Source organism: Pseudomonas sp. FSL R10-2189 (assembly GCF_009600325.1).
In the GTDB taxonomy this organism is placed as follows: Bacteria; Pseudomonadota; Gammaproteobacteria; order Pseudomonadales; family Pseudomonadaceae; genus Aquipseudomonas; species Aquipseudomonas helleri.
Genome location: NZ_WIVZ01000003.1, coordinates 63,659 through 79,093, shown reverse-complemented (window position 1 = coordinate 79,093; position 15,435 = coordinate 63,659). Strand labels below are relative to the sequence as shown.

Genomic DNA, 15,435 nt, shown 5'->3' with positions numbered 1-15,435 from the left:
CACCGGTAGTCGCTGAACAGCGGAGCCGAGTTGAGAGGCAGCCAGCAACGTTTTACTGCGTCAAGCGTCACTGCGGCGCCTCATTGCTGTTAGCGACGTCAGGGCTGTCGGTAACGGAATACCGCAGTTTTGCTTGCTACTTATTTTTAGATACCTGCGCAAGGTTGACGCAATGGCGCCGACCAACTCCTTCTATGTGCAGGTACTCCGCTATGACTGTTCCGGTCGCCCCCCCGTTATCCATCAGTCGCACTGAACTGCTTAAAGTTAGCCTTATGCATCAGTTCGATGGTCGCCCAACCTTGAGCGCGGTCATTGCTAATGCGCTGGAAAAGGCCCTTAAGCAGCACTTTGCAGGCTGGGTTTTAAAAATCCACGTACTGCAGCTGCAGATCGTCTGGGCCGTCGACGCCAATGACAAGCCTTTGCCTGCGCTGCGCTGCGTACCGTTGCTGGACGCCATGCTTGAGCACATCGCAGTCGGCACGCCTCTGAATTACAGCTACTACGAGCCAACACAATGCTATCTGGTGCAACTGTCCGAAGGTGAAGTGCTGAATGCCCAGACCCCTTCATTCCTTGATATACCCACTGTTGAACGGGCTATGCGCCATGTGTTGCAGCACTGGATCTGGTCATTTCAGCAGGCTTTGGTGGATTTCTGGAACGAGCCTGTGCCCGGCTATCAGAGCCGCACCTTATGGCTGGGGCAATGGTTGAGTGACACCTTGTTGGCGGCCGCTAATACCTCAAGCAGTTTGAGTGATGAGCAGATTCAGGTGGTGAGGGGCATCGTCAGAACCCCATTGTTAAGTGATCGGCTTCAGCAACTGCGATATCGGGAGCAGCCCAAGGTTTACTTTGCCCAAGTGGTAGTGAGCGGGGAGGGCCCTACGATCAACCTGCTGCTGCCTGATCTGCTGATTGTGCATGGCGTTAATGGGCAGGAGCAACTGTTGCAGTGTCGGCCTGGTGGGCACATCGAGTCCTATGCCTCGCTCGGAGCGTATGAGAGTGTGCTAGGCCGGACACTGCCGCGCCGTTATCCGGCCAAGTCCCTGACCTGCAAACGTTACGAACCCGCAGGTCACTGCTTGCAGGTGCAGGCGATGATCGTCTTCAACAACCAACTCGAGCGCATAGCCTCGCTGGTGGGCGGGGCAACCTCCGGCGTGCGTACGCTGGTTCAACTGGAACAGCACTTAAGGAACATCACCGACCCCGGAGCCCTCGTTGAAAACGATGAGCTGCCGGCATCCGAGTCGCTGGCTCGCGTGTATAACGCCTTACCGGCGTGGTTACGCACCGCGTCTGTGCAGGATCGCTTAGCCTACCGCTCGCACCTCACCGACCTTGCGGACATCAGCCGCAAGGCCCGAGGCCGGGTTTTCAACGAAGGCATTGCCGATCTTCACACTTGGGCCAGGCAACGGTTACAGCAACAGATGCGTCAGGACCAGCCGCTGGCTCCGGGCTATGACCCGGATGACCTTATGCTCGATTTTGCGGTGCCCTTCGGGCCGTTTGGTACGGCCGGTCAGGTACACACCGTCACGTTTACGCTGACCGAACTGGCCCTGCAAAACCTGGTGGCCTGGCCGGGTGGCCACATGACACTGCGGCATAAACGCAACCAACTGATTCAAGACTGGTGGCTCACCCCTGCCTACATCAGGCAGCTCATTACGCGAGTGAATATCGGTGAGGCCTACCCGGGTTTGATCCGTCGACTGCTGCTGGACGACGCACCCGAAGCCCTGCGTCGCGAAGGCTTGTACGTTGAGCAGTTGCGGGTGTCTTTGCCTTTGCTGGCGCTGGAAATGAAGCTGCAGGGGCAGGGGGGCATGACTGACTGGGGCTACCGGTGCGTGGCAGCCTTGATGCAGCCCCATGCCGAGGCCCGCGTGCTGGAGGGGCAAGCGGTGAACATTTGCCCGTTGGGCCTGGTGAAACACCTCCGCGCTGTGCCTGATTTTGTCAGCAACATTTACGTGATAGGCATCGGCAACCCGTTGAACGGGCGGTGCGTGCTGTACCGACCATTGTTCAAGGAGGCGTTGATTGAGTATGCCTCGGTGCAAGACATGCTGGACGCGTTCACGACCTCAGGTGCCTTGCGCGACAGCGTGCTGGACTGGTTGCCGGATGCGGCACGATCCAGCTATGCCGACAGTGCCTTGCGCCTTGCTCGGAGGCCTGCACAGGCACAGTTCTTTTCTCAGCCGCTGAGCAGTCACTACAAGCATGACCTGTTTATGAATACCGCCCGCGCGCTGGTGATGCTGGCTGACCGGCAAACCGTCTCGAATGCTGAAAGCCGTTGGGCGAGCCTTAAGGCGGGAGGCTGGTTGTTGCTGAACAGTGTGCTGGGGTCGCCGTGGATCAAAGGTCCGCTGGCGTTGCTGGGCTGGGTGTATTTGACCTTCACGGCAGTCCGACAGGATATTCATATGCTGCAAAGCGATGACGAACGTGCCCGGACACCTGCGATCATCGACCTGCTGTTCAATATTGCTCTGGTGCTGCTGCATGGGGTGCCACGCTCGCCGGTAGTCGGTGTGGCGAATGAAGAGCCTGAACCTTGGCTGGCCTCTGCCCTTGATGCCCCGATGATCGAAAAGCCCCTGGCACCTGTCGAGGTCAAGACCGGCCCGGTGTATTTTTCGGATGTGCCGGTGGGCAATAACTTCAGCGCCCTGGATTTCACGTGGTTCAACAATCCGAGAATCGACTTCACACCCGCACAACTGACTTGGCTGGATCGCAATCGGGGGCCGGAAATCGGAACGGTCGAGCCTGTTGCACACGGTGAACGCAAGGGCTTGTATGTGGTGAACAAAGCCTGGTGTGCGGTGGTGCGGGGTTTCAGTTACCAAGTGTCCCTGGAGGACGAGGGCGTTGTCACCGTTAACCCGGGCAACCCTCTGGACCCAGGGCCCTGGTTGCGCAGTGACGGGGCAGGCAAGTGGGATTTTGACAGCGGCATGCGCTTGCGCGGTGGCGGTCCCAGTCGTCGGAGGGCGCTGAATGAGCGACTGGCGCAACGCAATCGTCAGGTGGATGAACTGACGCGAAGGCTTGAAGGGTTTGTGGCGGGGGAAAAAACCACCAATGACAGGATCACTGAAGAACTGGGAAGAGCCCTGGAAGCCACGGAGGGTGAGAACAGCCACCAGTTCACTCACATGGAAAAGAACCTGCGAATCAGGTATTTACGCACCGTGCTGGACCACGCCAAGGCCGACCTTGTGATGGGGCTAGAAAGCATTCAGGCCCGTCATGCGTTAAAGCCGGACCCACAGGACCATCACATCCTGGGTGGCTTTTACCGATCACTGTGCATGGTGTCGACCAATGTGCTGTTTGTCCAAAATGTTCTGGGGGGGCTGTTGAGGCAGTTGCATCCGACGTTCAATACCCATGAGGCCCTTACGCTGGACGCCGCCGGTACAGCTCAGTTTATTGAGTTCAAACGTGACTTTCTTAAAATCCAGACCCAACAGGTCGAAGAGTTTCAGACCCTTAAACACTACCTTCAAGCGCTCAGGGATGTGCCCCGTGTGGGCGATAAAATGGCCCGCGAACAGATGATCGGGCAGTTCTTCACGGACGCCTCCGGCATGGACCGCGAGGGCACGGAAATGGACTTTCAAAACCAGGTACTAAGAACCCTGTGTGACCTGATACCCAAAGACCTGTTTGGTGAGGTCTGGGAGCGCTTGCACGCCATTACCGGGCCCTTGGGCTATACGGTTGAGGCGCACTCCCAACTGGCCGACAGAACCCTGTTCACGTATAGCGAGCGCATCGAAATTCTGGAGAGTGTACGTGAGCAGTATGCCAAGGCCCATGACGCCGTCGCGCTCTTGCAACTGGAGGTGGGCGAGCAGTTGAATATGGCTGATTACCACCGGCTGAACGAAGTGCTCGAAAGGCTCAATGTGACGGTGGAGCAGGAACTGGCCCAAGAAATCAAGGAACATGATGAATGGCTGCCTCAGCAACCTGTGGCCTCCAGCCCCCAGCGCTCTACACGCCGAATGATACGCACACGCAATCAAGGCATTCTGATCGGCGTCGCCCGTGCTCGTGCATCTGAGCAGGACCCTGAAATCGTCGATGTCATGACTTCCACGTCTACTGTCGAACGCCGTTCGCAAAGCCCTGAACCCGATAAGCCCAAGCTTGTGTTTACCCGCTCGCCCAAGAACATGTGGGACGAGGTCCAAAGGCCGTTGCCTCGACAGGATGGCCGCCCATTGGCAACTATTCGTAGTCAGTGCAATACGTTGTTGGGCAAACTCGATGAAAAAATCAGGCTGGTGAAACTGTACTCGGGCCGCTCCAGATACCCCTTGGAGATGGAAGAAACCTTGGAGAGAGAGGCGCAAAAGCTGGACGTGCTGATCGCTGAAATTGAACGCACCTTTGCCGATGAACCGGTAGTGGATAAACCCAAACCGGGTACTCCGCGTTCATTGCTCAAACGCTTGCGCGAGGGGGCAGCCAAGCTGCGCGAGCAAGGCATTTGGGTGCTGAAGTCGGTGCCGCCGACCACACCGGTGGTGGAGTTTCTGTTGAGCAAGGGCGAGGTCAGTCTGGTGCGCATTGGCCAGCGTGTGGTTTTGAAGGGAGAGCGTCGCGATGTGGTTCAAGAGTACGAGGTGCGTACTAAAAACAATCAGGTGCTGTGGTACGCGCATCTGCATTACCCCGACCTCACCACACCTGCTAAATCGCCGTCGGCCGCGCATTTCAAGCTCAAGAGCCAGCGTTACGACAGCCAGGCCAGCCTGGCTGCCAAAGGGCAAACGACGACGGTGCATTACGGCAAAATAAGCGAAAAAATGCTCAATGAGCGTTTTTGGCCCTTGGAAGGCTAAACGCTTCTGGCAAGCATAGGGTTGAAGGCTTTTATGACCTATCATTACGCCTTTCCCACAGGTGAATGATTAATGAGTGACGTAAACCAGACCTTGCGCGCAGCCCTTGAAACCAGCGATATGCTGGAAATTGACGGGTTGCATGCGTTTGAGTTTTCCCTTGATGACAAAGGGCTGCTCATTGAAGCCATGGATGGTCGGGTGAATAAGCGCTGGAGCATGAGCCCGGAGCAGGTCGATGCTGCGGTGTACGACGATAAGTTGCAAAGCTGGACGCTGGCTGGCGATGCCAGTGAACACCGCCTGGTTTGCTTCAGCGCCGTGTGCGCGAGCAACGACGATGACGACGAGGTGCTTGATGAAGCTTAAATGGTTGCCCTTGTTGATGGCCTCGAGTGTGGGGGCGATGTCGGCTCACGCCGCCTGCACCCCGGGTGCAGAGCTGCTGGTGGGCTCGTATACCCAAGGCATAAGCCAGGGTATTTACCGCTTGCAGTTTGACAGCGAGAGCGGGCGCATCACCCCTGAACCGTTGCAAGTCTTCAAGGCTGCCAACCCGTCGTGGTTGACCTTGTCCAAAGATCAGAGCCGCCTGTTTGTGGTGAATGAGAATGGGCAAGGCCAGGCTGACGTTGTCGGGCGCGTCAGCAGTCTTGCGATTGATCCAAAAACCCATGAATTGAGGCTGGTCAACCAGGTTAAAACCTTGGGCGAAGAGCCGACGCACTCCAGCTTGAGTGCTGATGAAAAATACCTGTTCATTGCCAACTACGGTGTGCATGAAGACCCGGGTGGCAGCCTGGCCGTATTGCCGATCAATGCCGACGGCCAATTGCAGCCTGTTACGCAAATGAGCAGCCATCAGCCAAGCCGGGTTAACCCTGAACGGCAAATGTCGGCCCATGTGCATTCGGTGGTGTCGTCACCTGACGGAAAATTTGTTTACGCCAGTGATTTGGGCGCAGACAAAGTGTTTGTTTACCGCTACGACCCCGCAGCCAACCCGGAACACCCGCTGGTCGCAGCCACGCCTGCGGCCATTGAGTTGCCTGCTGGCAGCGGGCCGCGTCATTTGTTGTTCTCCAAGGACGGCAAACACGCGTACCTGACCACCGAAATGAGCGCGCAGGTGTTTGTGTTTGACTATGACAATGGTCAGCTCAAACAGCGCCAGGCATTGGACCTTGCCCATGGCATGCCCGCGCAGAACCGCGCAGCAGGCGCAGTGCACGCCTCTGCCGATGGCAAGTTCCTGTACGTGAGCAATCGCGGCAAGGCCAACGAGCTTTTGGTGTTCGCCATCAACCCGGCGAATGGCGAGTTGAGCGAGATCCAGCGTCGTTCGGTTGACGGTGATCACCCGCGCGAATTCACCCTGAGCCCCAATGGCAAATTCGTGCTGATCGCCAACCAGATGAGCAATGAAATCGTGGTGGTTGAGCGTGATCCCGTGACCGGCAAGCTGGGTAAAACCCTGCAAAAGCTGGCGATGGATGCACCCTCCGATGTGAAATTCATTCACTGCCCTTAAGGCTTGAGTTGAAGGCTGCGCCTTCTATCAATCGCGCTGATACTGGTTAGTGGCGCAATGAATTTCAGTGTGAAGACCCTTGGCGTTAAGTTGGCTCCACGGCCTGAACAGGCAAGCAAGCTAACTGAATCGTCGAGGGTTACCGCAATGAACTTCAATCTTTTCTCCGTCATCGCTGCTTCCGCCATCTCTGCCACCGTGGCCCTGCCAGCCAGCGCCAACACCGTGGCCAGCGACAAAAAGTCCACGGCGTATACCCAGAAATATCTGCAGCAAAGCGCCAACTTCTATGCGGCGCTGGACCATAAGGCGCAATAATCTCCCCCCATTCAAACGCTGATCGCAGCCAGGTTCACTGTCAAAAACTCAGCGTATTCAGCAACTTTGCAGTCGGCCCTTCAGCGGGGCCGACCATGGCGTAGTTATAGCCGGGGCCTGACCAGTAGTCGGCCTGCAAGTCCCCATCGCGTCGGCTGCCTCGGGGCAGCAGACTGTTTTGCGGGCCTGGCGGGCGGATGTAAAAGCTGATTTGCTGGCCCTGCGGGTTTTCATACAACACCATTGCCGCGCCGCCTTGATCAGTGGTCAGTAAGCGGCAACTGACCGGTTTGAAGCCTGCGCGGCTCAAGTCCGGCAAACGTTCAGCGTGGCTGAAATAACGGTCCATCCAGGCTTGCATGTCGCTGCTTTGCTCGACTTTATAGTCGGCAGGCAGAAACCCCTGTTCGGCAAACATGCGATGTGCTGCCAGTGCGTCGGTCATCGGCAGCATGGCAGGGCTCAAGGTCATTTGCCGGGCCTGCCAGCCGCCGAGCCCGCCCACACTCACTGCAATCAACAAGACCGCCGCCGTAGCCCAATGACGCGTGGCATGGCGACGTTGGCGCTGGCGAATGGCCGCAGGGTCGAGTGCCGGGTTATCCGGTTGTTGCAGGGTTTGCTGCAACGCCGTACGAAGGTTTTGTGCATCTCGCTGCCAGGCATGAACCCGGGCGGCGACCTCGGGGTGGGCGTCTAGATAGCGCTCGACCTGTTGTCGTTCAGACTCGCTGAGCGCGTGATCGACGTAAGCATGCAGGTCGTGCTCACTGGGCGGGGTGGTGATCATTTAAGTCTCCGCAAAACAGGGCGGGTAATTTCGCCTTCACTGAGTGCGCGCAGGGCCTGGCGTGCGCGTGACAGACGCGACATCACTGTGCCGATCGGCACTTCAAGGATGTCGGCCACTTGCTGGTAACTCAATCCCTCCACAGAAATCCATAACAGCAGCGCCCGTTGCTCGGTGCTCAACTGGTCGAATGCTTGCAGCGTGGTTTGGGCTATTACGGTGCGCTCGGTGGAGGGTTGCGCGTCGTCGCGGCCTGTAAAGAACTCCAGCATCCGCGCATAGCGCCGGGTGCGCCGATGGTTGTCGACAAACTGGTGGTACAGAATGGTAAACAGCCAGGCCCGTAAATCACCGTCCGGGCGTTTACTGGCGACGCTGCCGAGGGCGCGCTCAAGGCAATTTTGCACCAGGTCGTCGGCATTGCTGGCGTGGCGCGTCAACGACAGGGCAAAGCGCCTGAGGCTCGGCATGAGTTCGCGCAATTGCTCGTCAAATGGATGCATGGTGACTGGCGCCGGGTGGGTCTGTTAATCGGATCAGCGTCATGAAGACGATCAGTCTTAGCCTTTATTCCCCTGGGCTTGAAAATAAATAACCTGAAAATAATTGCCTGGCGCCGGGAATAAGCCTGATCGGCCTGCGTCTCATAGGCCATCCACCTGATGGCCCGTGGCCAAGGAACACTTTATGGTAGATCAATTACCGCCCGTACGGCCCGTGAAAGCGGCATTGAGCCCCGCCAGTGTGTTGCTGCGTCTGGCGGGTATTGGCGCAGTGGTAGCGGTCATCGCCACAACCTTCTTTTACGTCAACGGCACGCTGGATGCCGAACGCTTGCGGCCCAAAACCCTGGTCAATGCCCTGGAGCGCAACAATGGCGTGCATCCGGGGTATCGGCGTAACCATGCCAAAGGCATGTGCGTGATCGGGTATTTCGAGAGCAACGGCAATGCTCAGTCGTTGTCCCGCGCACAAGTCTTTGAAACCGGTCGTACTCCGGTCGTGGGCCGCTTTGCCTTGCCGAGCGGCAACCCCTACGCGCCGGACAGCAGTGTGCCGATCCGCAGCTTGGCGTTGCGCTTTACACAGGCCAATGGTCAGCAATGGCGAACCGGGATGAACAGCATGCCAGTCTTCCCGGTGGGCACGCCTGAAGCGTTCTATGCGATGTTGCAAGCGGGGACGCCGGACCCGGCTACCGGCAAGCCGAAGCCTGACGCCATGCCGACGTTTTTTGCTGCACACCCTGAAACCGCAGCCTTTTTGCAATGGGTGAAAACCGCCAAACCCTCGGCCAGCTTTGCGACTGAAAGCTACAACGGGATTAACGCGTTCTATCTGGTGAATGCCGCCGGGCAGCGTCAGGCCGTGCGCTGGGGCGTTGTGCCGGAAGGTCAGGATGCCGCCGGGGCAACGGCCCCTAATGATGCGGACTACCTGGAAAAAGACTTGGTGCAGCGATTGTCGGCCGAGCCATTGCGATGGCAGTTCAACCTGTCCTTGGCCGACGCGGGGGACCCGGTCAACGATGCGAGTAAAACCTGGCCAGCCAGCCGTAAGGTGGTCAATGCGGGGACCTTGGTGCTGCAAAGTGCGGAGCCACAAAACGATGGCGAATGCCGTGACATCAACTACGACCCGTTGATTTTGCCCAATGGCATTGAAGGCTCGGACGACCCCTTGCTGGCTGCACGCTCGGCCGCCTATGCCAGTTCTTATTTGCGGCGTACCAGTGAAGTTGATCAGTTGTCCCAGGAGAAGCGTCCATGAGTACCTCTAACACGCATTTCGCACCTCTGGCGCGCCTGCTGCATTGGCTGATGGCGTTGATGATCATTGCCATGCTGTTTATTGGGGCGGGGCTGGCGGCCTCTGTCTCCGAGCGGCATGAATGGTTGCTCAACCTGCACAAACCCTTGGGGATTGCCATTTTGCTGCTGGTGATTGTGCGGCTGTTTGTGCGCTTTACCACCCATCAACCGGCGCTGCCTGCTGATTTGCCGGCGGTCCAGGTTCTGGCTGCAAAACTGTCTCACGTGTTGCTGTACGCGCTGATGTTCAGCCTGCCGCTTATAGGTTGGGCGATGATCTCGGCGGCGGGTGACCCGGTGATGTTGAGCAGCTCCTTGCAACTGCCATCCATCCTGCCGGCTAACCCAAGCACCTTTGCGTTCTTGCGCAAGACCCACACGTACCTGGCGTATTTGTTGTTTTTTACCGTGTTGGCGCATTTGGCGGCAGCGTTGTTCCACGGCTGGGTGCGCCGTGACGGGGTGTTGGAAAGCATGGTGCGGGGCAAGGATTGAAGACCCTGTAGTCGCTGCCGAAGCATGAGGCTGCGAATTGCCCCAGCGCGGCAGTCCTGCGGCCCGCATCGCAGCTTCGTGCCTCGTCAGCGGCTACAAGGCTGGCGAAAATCCTGTCAGGCGGTTTTAGTCATGACGGAGATAAATAGTTCCGACGCTAAAAACCGTTCCAGCCAGGCATTCAGGCGGGGGTAGGGCGCTTGTTCGAACCAGTCACGGTCGACGTGGGCGAACTGGCGCACAAACGGCGCCAGGGCAATGTCCGCCAGGCTCAAGGTGTCGCCAGCCAAATACGGCGTCTGTTCAAGTAACACTTCCAGGCGCTGCAAAAACGCCGCCCCTTGGGCGCGATAGTGTTCCATGGGCTGTTCCGGGTAGCGGATGGCGTATTTGTAGCGGTCAAGGTTGACCTTGAAGACCTGGTCGTTTTCTTCAATCAGCGCCGCACTGTCCGGACCAAGCCAGTTGTCCGGGTCATGCCGGGCCAAGGCCCAGTGCATGATCTCCAGGCTTTGCTCAATCACCCGGCCATCGGCACAGACCAATACCGGTACGGTGCCTTTGGGCGACAGCGCGAGCATTTCAGCCGGCTTGGCCTTGAGGCTGACTTCTACAATCGATAACGGCACGCCGCTGTAACGCAGGGCCATGCGCGCCCGCATGGCATACGGGCAGCGACGGAAGGAATACAGCACGTTGCCGGTCATTTGACCTCCACGGTGCTCAGGCCATTGCCTTGGCGCCGCACCTGGATTTGCACCGGAATGCGTTCATGCATTTCCTGTACGTGGGATATCACCCCAACTTTGCGCCCTTGGGCTTGCAGGCCGTCGAGGGCATCCATGGCCAATTGCAAAGATTCAGGGTCCAGGCTGCCAAACCCTTCGTCGATAAACAGCGACTCGATTTTCAGCGTGCTGGACGCCATCGACGCCAACCCCAACGCCAGTGCCAACGACACCAGGAAGGTTTCACCGCCGGATAGCGAATGTACCGAGCGCAGTTCGTCGCCCATTTCGGTGTCCATCACCAGCAAACCGAGCATGCTGCCGCCGCGCTTGAGGCGATAACGTTTAACCAGTTGGCGCAGTTGGGCGTTGGCGTGGTGTACCAGCAGGTCGAGGTTGTAGGCCTGGGCGATCTTGCGGAATTTATCGCCGGTGCCCGAACCGATCAGCTCGCTCAGACGCGCCCAGCGCTGCCATTCTTCATAGGCTTGGGCGATACGTTGCGCCAGCGCTTGATTGGCTTCCTGACGACGTTGGTCTTCTGCCTGTTGCGCCCGCAGTTCTGCCACGTGTTGTTCGCTGGCGGCGATTAGCGCGTTCAGTTCATTGAGGGCAACCTCAAGCGCTTGGGCATCAAGGTTGCCATTGGCCTGCGCTTGATGCTGGTTGAGGCGTTGCTCACGTTCCTGGAGCAAGACGCGGGCTTGCTCTACGGCTTTTTCGCTGGCTTGCAGCTGCTGGCGCAGGTCGCGAATGTGCGTGTCGTCGAAGCTCAGCAATTGTTGCAAACGGACCGTGTCGAGCGCTGAGTGCTGCCCGCGCCATTGCTCGACCTGTTCGCTCACACTGCTGTGTTCAGTTTGCAGGGCGTGCAGGCGCTCTTGTTGGGCCTTGAGCTGGGCTGCCAGTTGCACTAAGTGGTGGTCGGTGGCTTGCAGCGCTTCACTGGCGTGGGTCTGGGCGTTGCGTGCCTGCTCAAGCGCCTGCTCAAGCTGGTGCTGCCACTGTTCGGCGCTCGGGTGATCACCCAGCAATTGCTTGAGGCTTTGCTGGCCTGCCTGCTGTTGTTCGAGCAACTCAGTTACGTTGCGTTGCAGGGCATCCAGCTCTTTAGTATGGGTGGCTTGCTGATACTGCTCACGCTCGATGCGGCCGGCGCGTTCAGTCTGCTCAGTCTGTTCATCGCGCTGTTGATCCAGTTGTTCAAGGCGATGGGTGACCTGCTGATCAAGCTGCATAAAGCAGGCTGAGGCGTTTTCACGCAGTGCCGCCAGCGTGGTCTTGGGCAGCAGATTGGCAAACTCGGCCAGTTCTTCCTCAAAGCGCAACGTGTCAGCCTTGAGGTGTTGTTGCTGCTCGCTGAGTTGCTGTGTGGCTTGCTGGCTGGCTTCGGTACTGCGTTGCAGTTGTTGCTGCAATGCAGCAGCTTCTTTTTGCAGGGCGAGCAGAGCGTTTTGACGTTGTTCGTCTTGGCTGATGCTGTGCTGCAACTGGCTCAAGCGTTGAGTCAGCCAGCCTTCGCGCTTGGCCGGGTCTTGCCCTTGCCATTGCGCATACAGCGGATGGGCTTCCAGGCCAGGGGCCAGCGCCTGAGTTTCTTCGCCAAGTTGCTGATGCTGCTGTATCAGTTCGCGCTGTTGCGCGTTGACCCCGGCGAGTTGCTCACGCAACTGGTTGAGCGTTTCCTTGAGGGCATCGACCGTCTTGCGCGCATTGGTCTCTTCTTCCTCGTCAAAGCGCGACAGGCTCTGCAACAGCGCTTCAGGCTGGTGATACGGGTGTTCATGGCTGCCGCAGACCGGGCAGGGATGATCGTCCTGAAGCTGTGCGCGCAGCTCTTCGACGCTGGCGCTGCGGGCCAGGCGCTGGCGTTCAAGCAACTGCTGAGTCACGCGCAAGGCTTGCTCGGCAGCTTCAAATTCTTTTTTGGTCTGGGTGCCTTGGCCGATGAGCGTTTCGCGTTCGGTTTGCAGGTTTTGCAGTTTGACCTGCACCGCCTGTAAACGCGCTTCAAGGGCCAGCTGGCTACTGCACAGGCGCTGTAAGTCTTCAAAGGCGCGCTGTTGCTGACGGTTGTCAGCCAGCAGGCTGCCCAGGGTCTGGATCTGCTCATTGACGGCGTGGGGTTCGGCAGCGGCTTCCTGGAACAAGATTTCCAGGCTGCTGTGCAGTTCAGTGAGCTGCTGAGCTGCCTGGCTGGCGCGTTGTTCCAGCGCTGGTAATTCTTCACGGCCTTTGTTCAGCGTGGTGCTCAGGCGCACCAATTGCTGCAGGCCGCGACGGTAACCGTCCCAGGCATTGGTCAAGGGGGCCAGTTCGGCGCTGTGTTCCAACTGCGCAGCGATCTGCGCCAAGCGTTCTGTACCTTGCTGCTGGCGCTCAAGCAGGCCATTCAAGGCCTTTTGCCCTTCGGCGCAGGCGTCTTCAGCCTGATTTTTAAGCGCCTGTTGCGCGTCCAGGGCCTGAGTTAGACGCGTGAGATTGGCTTGCTCTAGATGGGCTTTTTGCAGATGCGGTGCGGCATCCCGTAGCTCGGCCTGGGCCTGATTGGCCGCCTGTTGGGCAGTTTGGAGTGCTTGTTGCAGTTGAGTCTGGCGTTGATTCAACTCCACTTGCTGTTGCAAGTGCCCGGCGATCTGTTCGGCCAGTGGGCTGAGTTGCACGTCCAATTCGGCCAAACGGGCGAACTGATGACGCTGGGGCGCCAGTTGTTCCAGTAACTCGAGGATTTGTCGCTGCTCCGCTTGGCTGTCCCACTGGGCTTGGGCCTGCTGGAGCTGTTCGGCTGCACTCTGTTGCTGTTCTTGCAGCTCGCGCAGGGTTTTGAGCCACGTGTGTTGCTGTTCTAGTTGCTTGAGCTGGCTTTGCCGGGTTTTCAGCAGTTGTTGCGCTTCACTATGGCGCTGGTCCAGCTCCGCACGGGCTTCTGGCTCCAGCGGGGTTATACCGACGGCCTGATCTTGCAGCTGCTTGTGCGCATCGCGGGCTTCTTTGGCTTTGTCGAAGGCGCGCTTGCCGAGACGGGTGTACAGCGCCGTGTCGGTGAGTTTTTCCAGCAGTTCGCTGCGCTCGTTGTCATCGGCCTTAAGAAACGCACTGAACTCGCTTTGCGCCAGCATTACGGCACGGGTGAACTGTTCGAAGTTCAGGCCCAGACGTGACTCCAGCTGCACTTTGTAATCGCTTTTCTGGCTGGCCAGCAGTTGATCGCTGTTCAGATCGCGCAGGCTCTGGCGGCTGGCTTGCAGCTTGCCATTAGCCTTTTCGCGGGCGCGGTTGGCTTCCCAGCGAGCACGATAGCGGCGGCCATCAATGCCGACGAAATCGACTTCGGCATAGCCTTCGCCGGTGCCGCGCCGCAGCAGGGTGCGCGGGTCACCGGTGGCGATCTCGCCGTCGGCATCCGGGACCTTGGCATCCCGGCCGGTGTTGTTCAGCCGCGGCACCGCGCCAAACAAGGCCAGGCACAAGGCGTCGAGCAAGGTGCTTTTACCGGCGCCGGTGGGGCCGGTAATTGCAAACAGCCCGGCACTGGCCAGTGGCTCGGCGGTGAAGTCCAGCTCAAAAGGGCCTGCCAGTGAAGCCAGGTTTTTCAGGCGAATCGCGAGGATTTTCATAGCTGTTCACCTTCCATCTGGACTTCTTGCAGCAGCACGGCAAAGTCTTTGAGGGTTTGCTCGTCGGCTTCACTGCCGTAGCTGTCCTGCCAGGCGCGACTGAACAGCTCTTGCGGGGTCAATTGGTCCAGCTCGATCAATTGCGCGGCGTCGTTGTCCCCGGCGCGACTGCCATTACCGGCGTATTCAGCAGAGATGCGCACCAGGCGCACGGCTTTGCCCAGCAGGGCGGTTTCAATTTGCTGGCGCAAGTCGGGTTGCGGCTCGTCCAGCTTGACCCGCACTTCAAGCCACGGTTGGCGCTGGGTGTCGGCCAACAGGTCAATGTCCGGCAACTCCGCCAGTTGGCCGAGAATCTCAAGCAGTGGCGCCGGGCCGACACGTTGCAGATTAACGGCGCGCGGGATCAAGCGGCTTTCGACGCTGACCAGGGCTTCGCCGTCGAGTTTGACGTCGAGAATCTGGTGCTTGTAGCCGATCTCGGAAAACGACAGCGGGATCGGCGAACCGCAGTAGCGGATGCGCTCTTCACTGTTCACCCGTTGCGGTTTGTGCAGATGGCCCAGCGCCACATAGCTGATGCTGGGGCCGAACAGGCTGGCGGGCAGGGCTTCGGCATTGCCGATGATCAGGCTGCGCTCCGAGTCTTCGGACACCGAACCGCCCGCCATGTGCGCGTGGCTGATGGCAATCAGCGCTTGCCCGGGCTTGCGTTTGGCGTTGGCCGCTTCAATCAGCCATTCGTGGACCTGGCCAATACCGCGCAGGTAATCATCCCCCAAGTGTGCGCCGGTCACTTCGGCCGGGCGCAAGAAGGGCAGGGCCAGGCACCATGCGGCGATCTCGCCTGAGGCGTCAGGCAGCGGAATCAACAGGCGTTCGGCATCCAGCTGGCCATCATCCAGCCACAACACACGACCCAGTGCATGGGTACGCAAACGGCGCATCAACGGCGCAGGCAATTCGATACGCGAGCCGGAGTCGTGGTTACCAGCGATCATCACGATGGTCAGCTTGGGTTGCTGCTCGTGGGCACTGACGATGAAGTCGTACAGGCGTTCCTGAGCTTTGACCGGCGGGTTGACGGTGTCAAAAATGTCCCCAGCAATCAGCAACACATCGGGTTGTTCAGTGGCCAGTTGGGTGAGTAGCCAGCTCAGAAAGCAAGCGTGTTCGAAGTCGCGTTCCTGGCCGTGGAGGTTTTGCCCCAGGTGCCAGTCGGAAGTGTGAAACAGGCGCATAACAAAATCCGTTTAAAAAGG

11 protein-coding genes are annotated in these 15,435 nt (G+C 58.6%); 6 read left to right on the top strand and 5 right to left on the bottom strand.

Features of this window, described 5'->3' with window-relative positions; all coding sequences use genetic code 11:
* Positions 1-212: 212 nt before the first annotated feature.
* From GHO32_RS03545 to GHO32_RS26430, 4 genes are all read left to right on the top strand, one after another.
* Positions 213-4,883, top strand: coding sequence for a dermonecrotic toxin domain-containing protein (locus GHO32_RS03545; protein ID WP_153332956.1), 4,671 nt, complete (start codon positions 213-215; stop codon positions 4,881-4,883).
* 72 nt (positions 4,884-4,955) lie between these two features.
* Positions 4,956-5,252 carry a DUF5629 family protein gene (locus tag GHO32_RS03540; protein ID WP_153332954.1) on the top strand — a complete coding sequence of 99 codons (297 nt, stop codon included), beginning with the start codon at positions 4,956-4,958 and terminating at the stop codon, positions 5,250-5,252.
* Positions 5,242-6,414 (top strand): lactonase family protein, encoded by a 1,173-nt coding sequence (locus GHO32_RS03535; protein WP_153332951.1) that lies wholly within the window; start codon positions 5,242-5,244, stop codon positions 6,412-6,414. Before GHO32_RS03540 ends, GHO32_RS03535 begins: the two co-directional genes overlap by 11 nt.
* A 147-nt stretch (positions 6,415-6,561) precedes the next feature.
* A complete protein-coding gene (locus GHO32_RS26430) occupies positions 6,562-6,732 on the top strand; it encodes a hypothetical protein (RefSeq protein ID WP_164488144.1) in 171 nt (56 codons plus the stop codon).
* Between the two features lie 40 nt (positions 6,733-6,772).
* On the opposite strand, the gene GHO32_RS03530 is transcribed toward GHO32_RS26430, so the two are convergent.
* Both GHO32_RS03530 and GHO32_RS03525 read right to left on the bottom strand, forming a co-directional pair.
* Positions 6,773-7,522: an anti-sigma factor gene (locus GHO32_RS03530; protein WP_153332949.1), complete on the bottom strand. Its 750-nt coding sequence runs from the start codon at positions 7,520-7,522 to the stop codon at positions 6,773-6,775.
* A complete protein-coding gene (locus GHO32_RS03525) occupies positions 7,519-8,025 on the bottom strand; it encodes a sigma-70 family RNA polymerase sigma factor (protein WP_153332947.1) in 507 nt (168 codons plus the stop codon). The genes GHO32_RS03530 and GHO32_RS03525 overlap by 4 nt, the downstream gene beginning before the upstream one ends.
* A gap of 184 nt (positions 8,026-8,209) precedes the next feature.
* Between GHO32_RS03525 and GHO32_RS03520 the strand changes: the two genes are divergently transcribed.
* Together GHO32_RS03520 and GHO32_RS03515 are read left to right on the top strand one after the other, a co-directional pair.
* Positions 8,210-9,292 (top strand): catalase family peroxidase, encoded by a 1,083-nt coding sequence (locus tag GHO32_RS03520; RefSeq protein WP_153332945.1) that lies wholly within the window; start codon positions 8,210-8,212, stop codon positions 9,290-9,292.
* Positions 9,289-9,828, top strand: coding sequence for a cytochrome b (locus tag GHO32_RS03515; protein WP_153332943.1), 540 nt, complete (start codon positions 9,289-9,291; stop codon positions 9,826-9,828). The genes GHO32_RS03520 and GHO32_RS03515 overlap by 4 nt, the downstream gene beginning before the upstream one ends.
* A 116-nt stretch (positions 9,829-9,944) precedes the next feature.
* On the opposite strand, the gene GHO32_RS03510 is transcribed toward GHO32_RS03515, so the two are convergent.
* Genes GHO32_RS03510 through GHO32_RS03500 form a run of 3 tightly spaced genes read right to left on the bottom strand, consistent with a single transcriptional unit; the run spans position 9,945 to position 15,414 of the window.
* A complete protein-coding gene (locus GHO32_RS03510) occupies positions 9,945-10,535 on the bottom strand; it encodes a glutathione S-transferase (RefSeq protein WP_153332941.1) in 591 nt (196 codons plus the stop codon).
* Positions 10,532-14,173 carry an AAA family ATPase gene (locus GHO32_RS03505; protein WP_153338135.1) on the bottom strand — a complete coding sequence of 1,214 codons (3,642 nt, stop codon included), beginning with the start codon at positions 14,171-14,173 and terminating at the stop codon, positions 10,532-10,534. The genes GHO32_RS03510 and GHO32_RS03505 overlap by 4 nt, the downstream gene beginning before the upstream one ends.
* Positions 14,170-15,414 (bottom strand): exonuclease SbcCD subunit D C-terminal domain-containing protein, encoded by a 1,245-nt coding sequence (locus GHO32_RS03500; protein WP_153332937.1) that lies wholly within the window; start codon positions 15,412-15,414, stop codon positions 14,170-14,172. Before GHO32_RS03500 ends, GHO32_RS03505 begins: the two co-directional genes overlap by 4 nt.
* Positions 15,415-15,435: the final 21 nt, after the last annotated feature.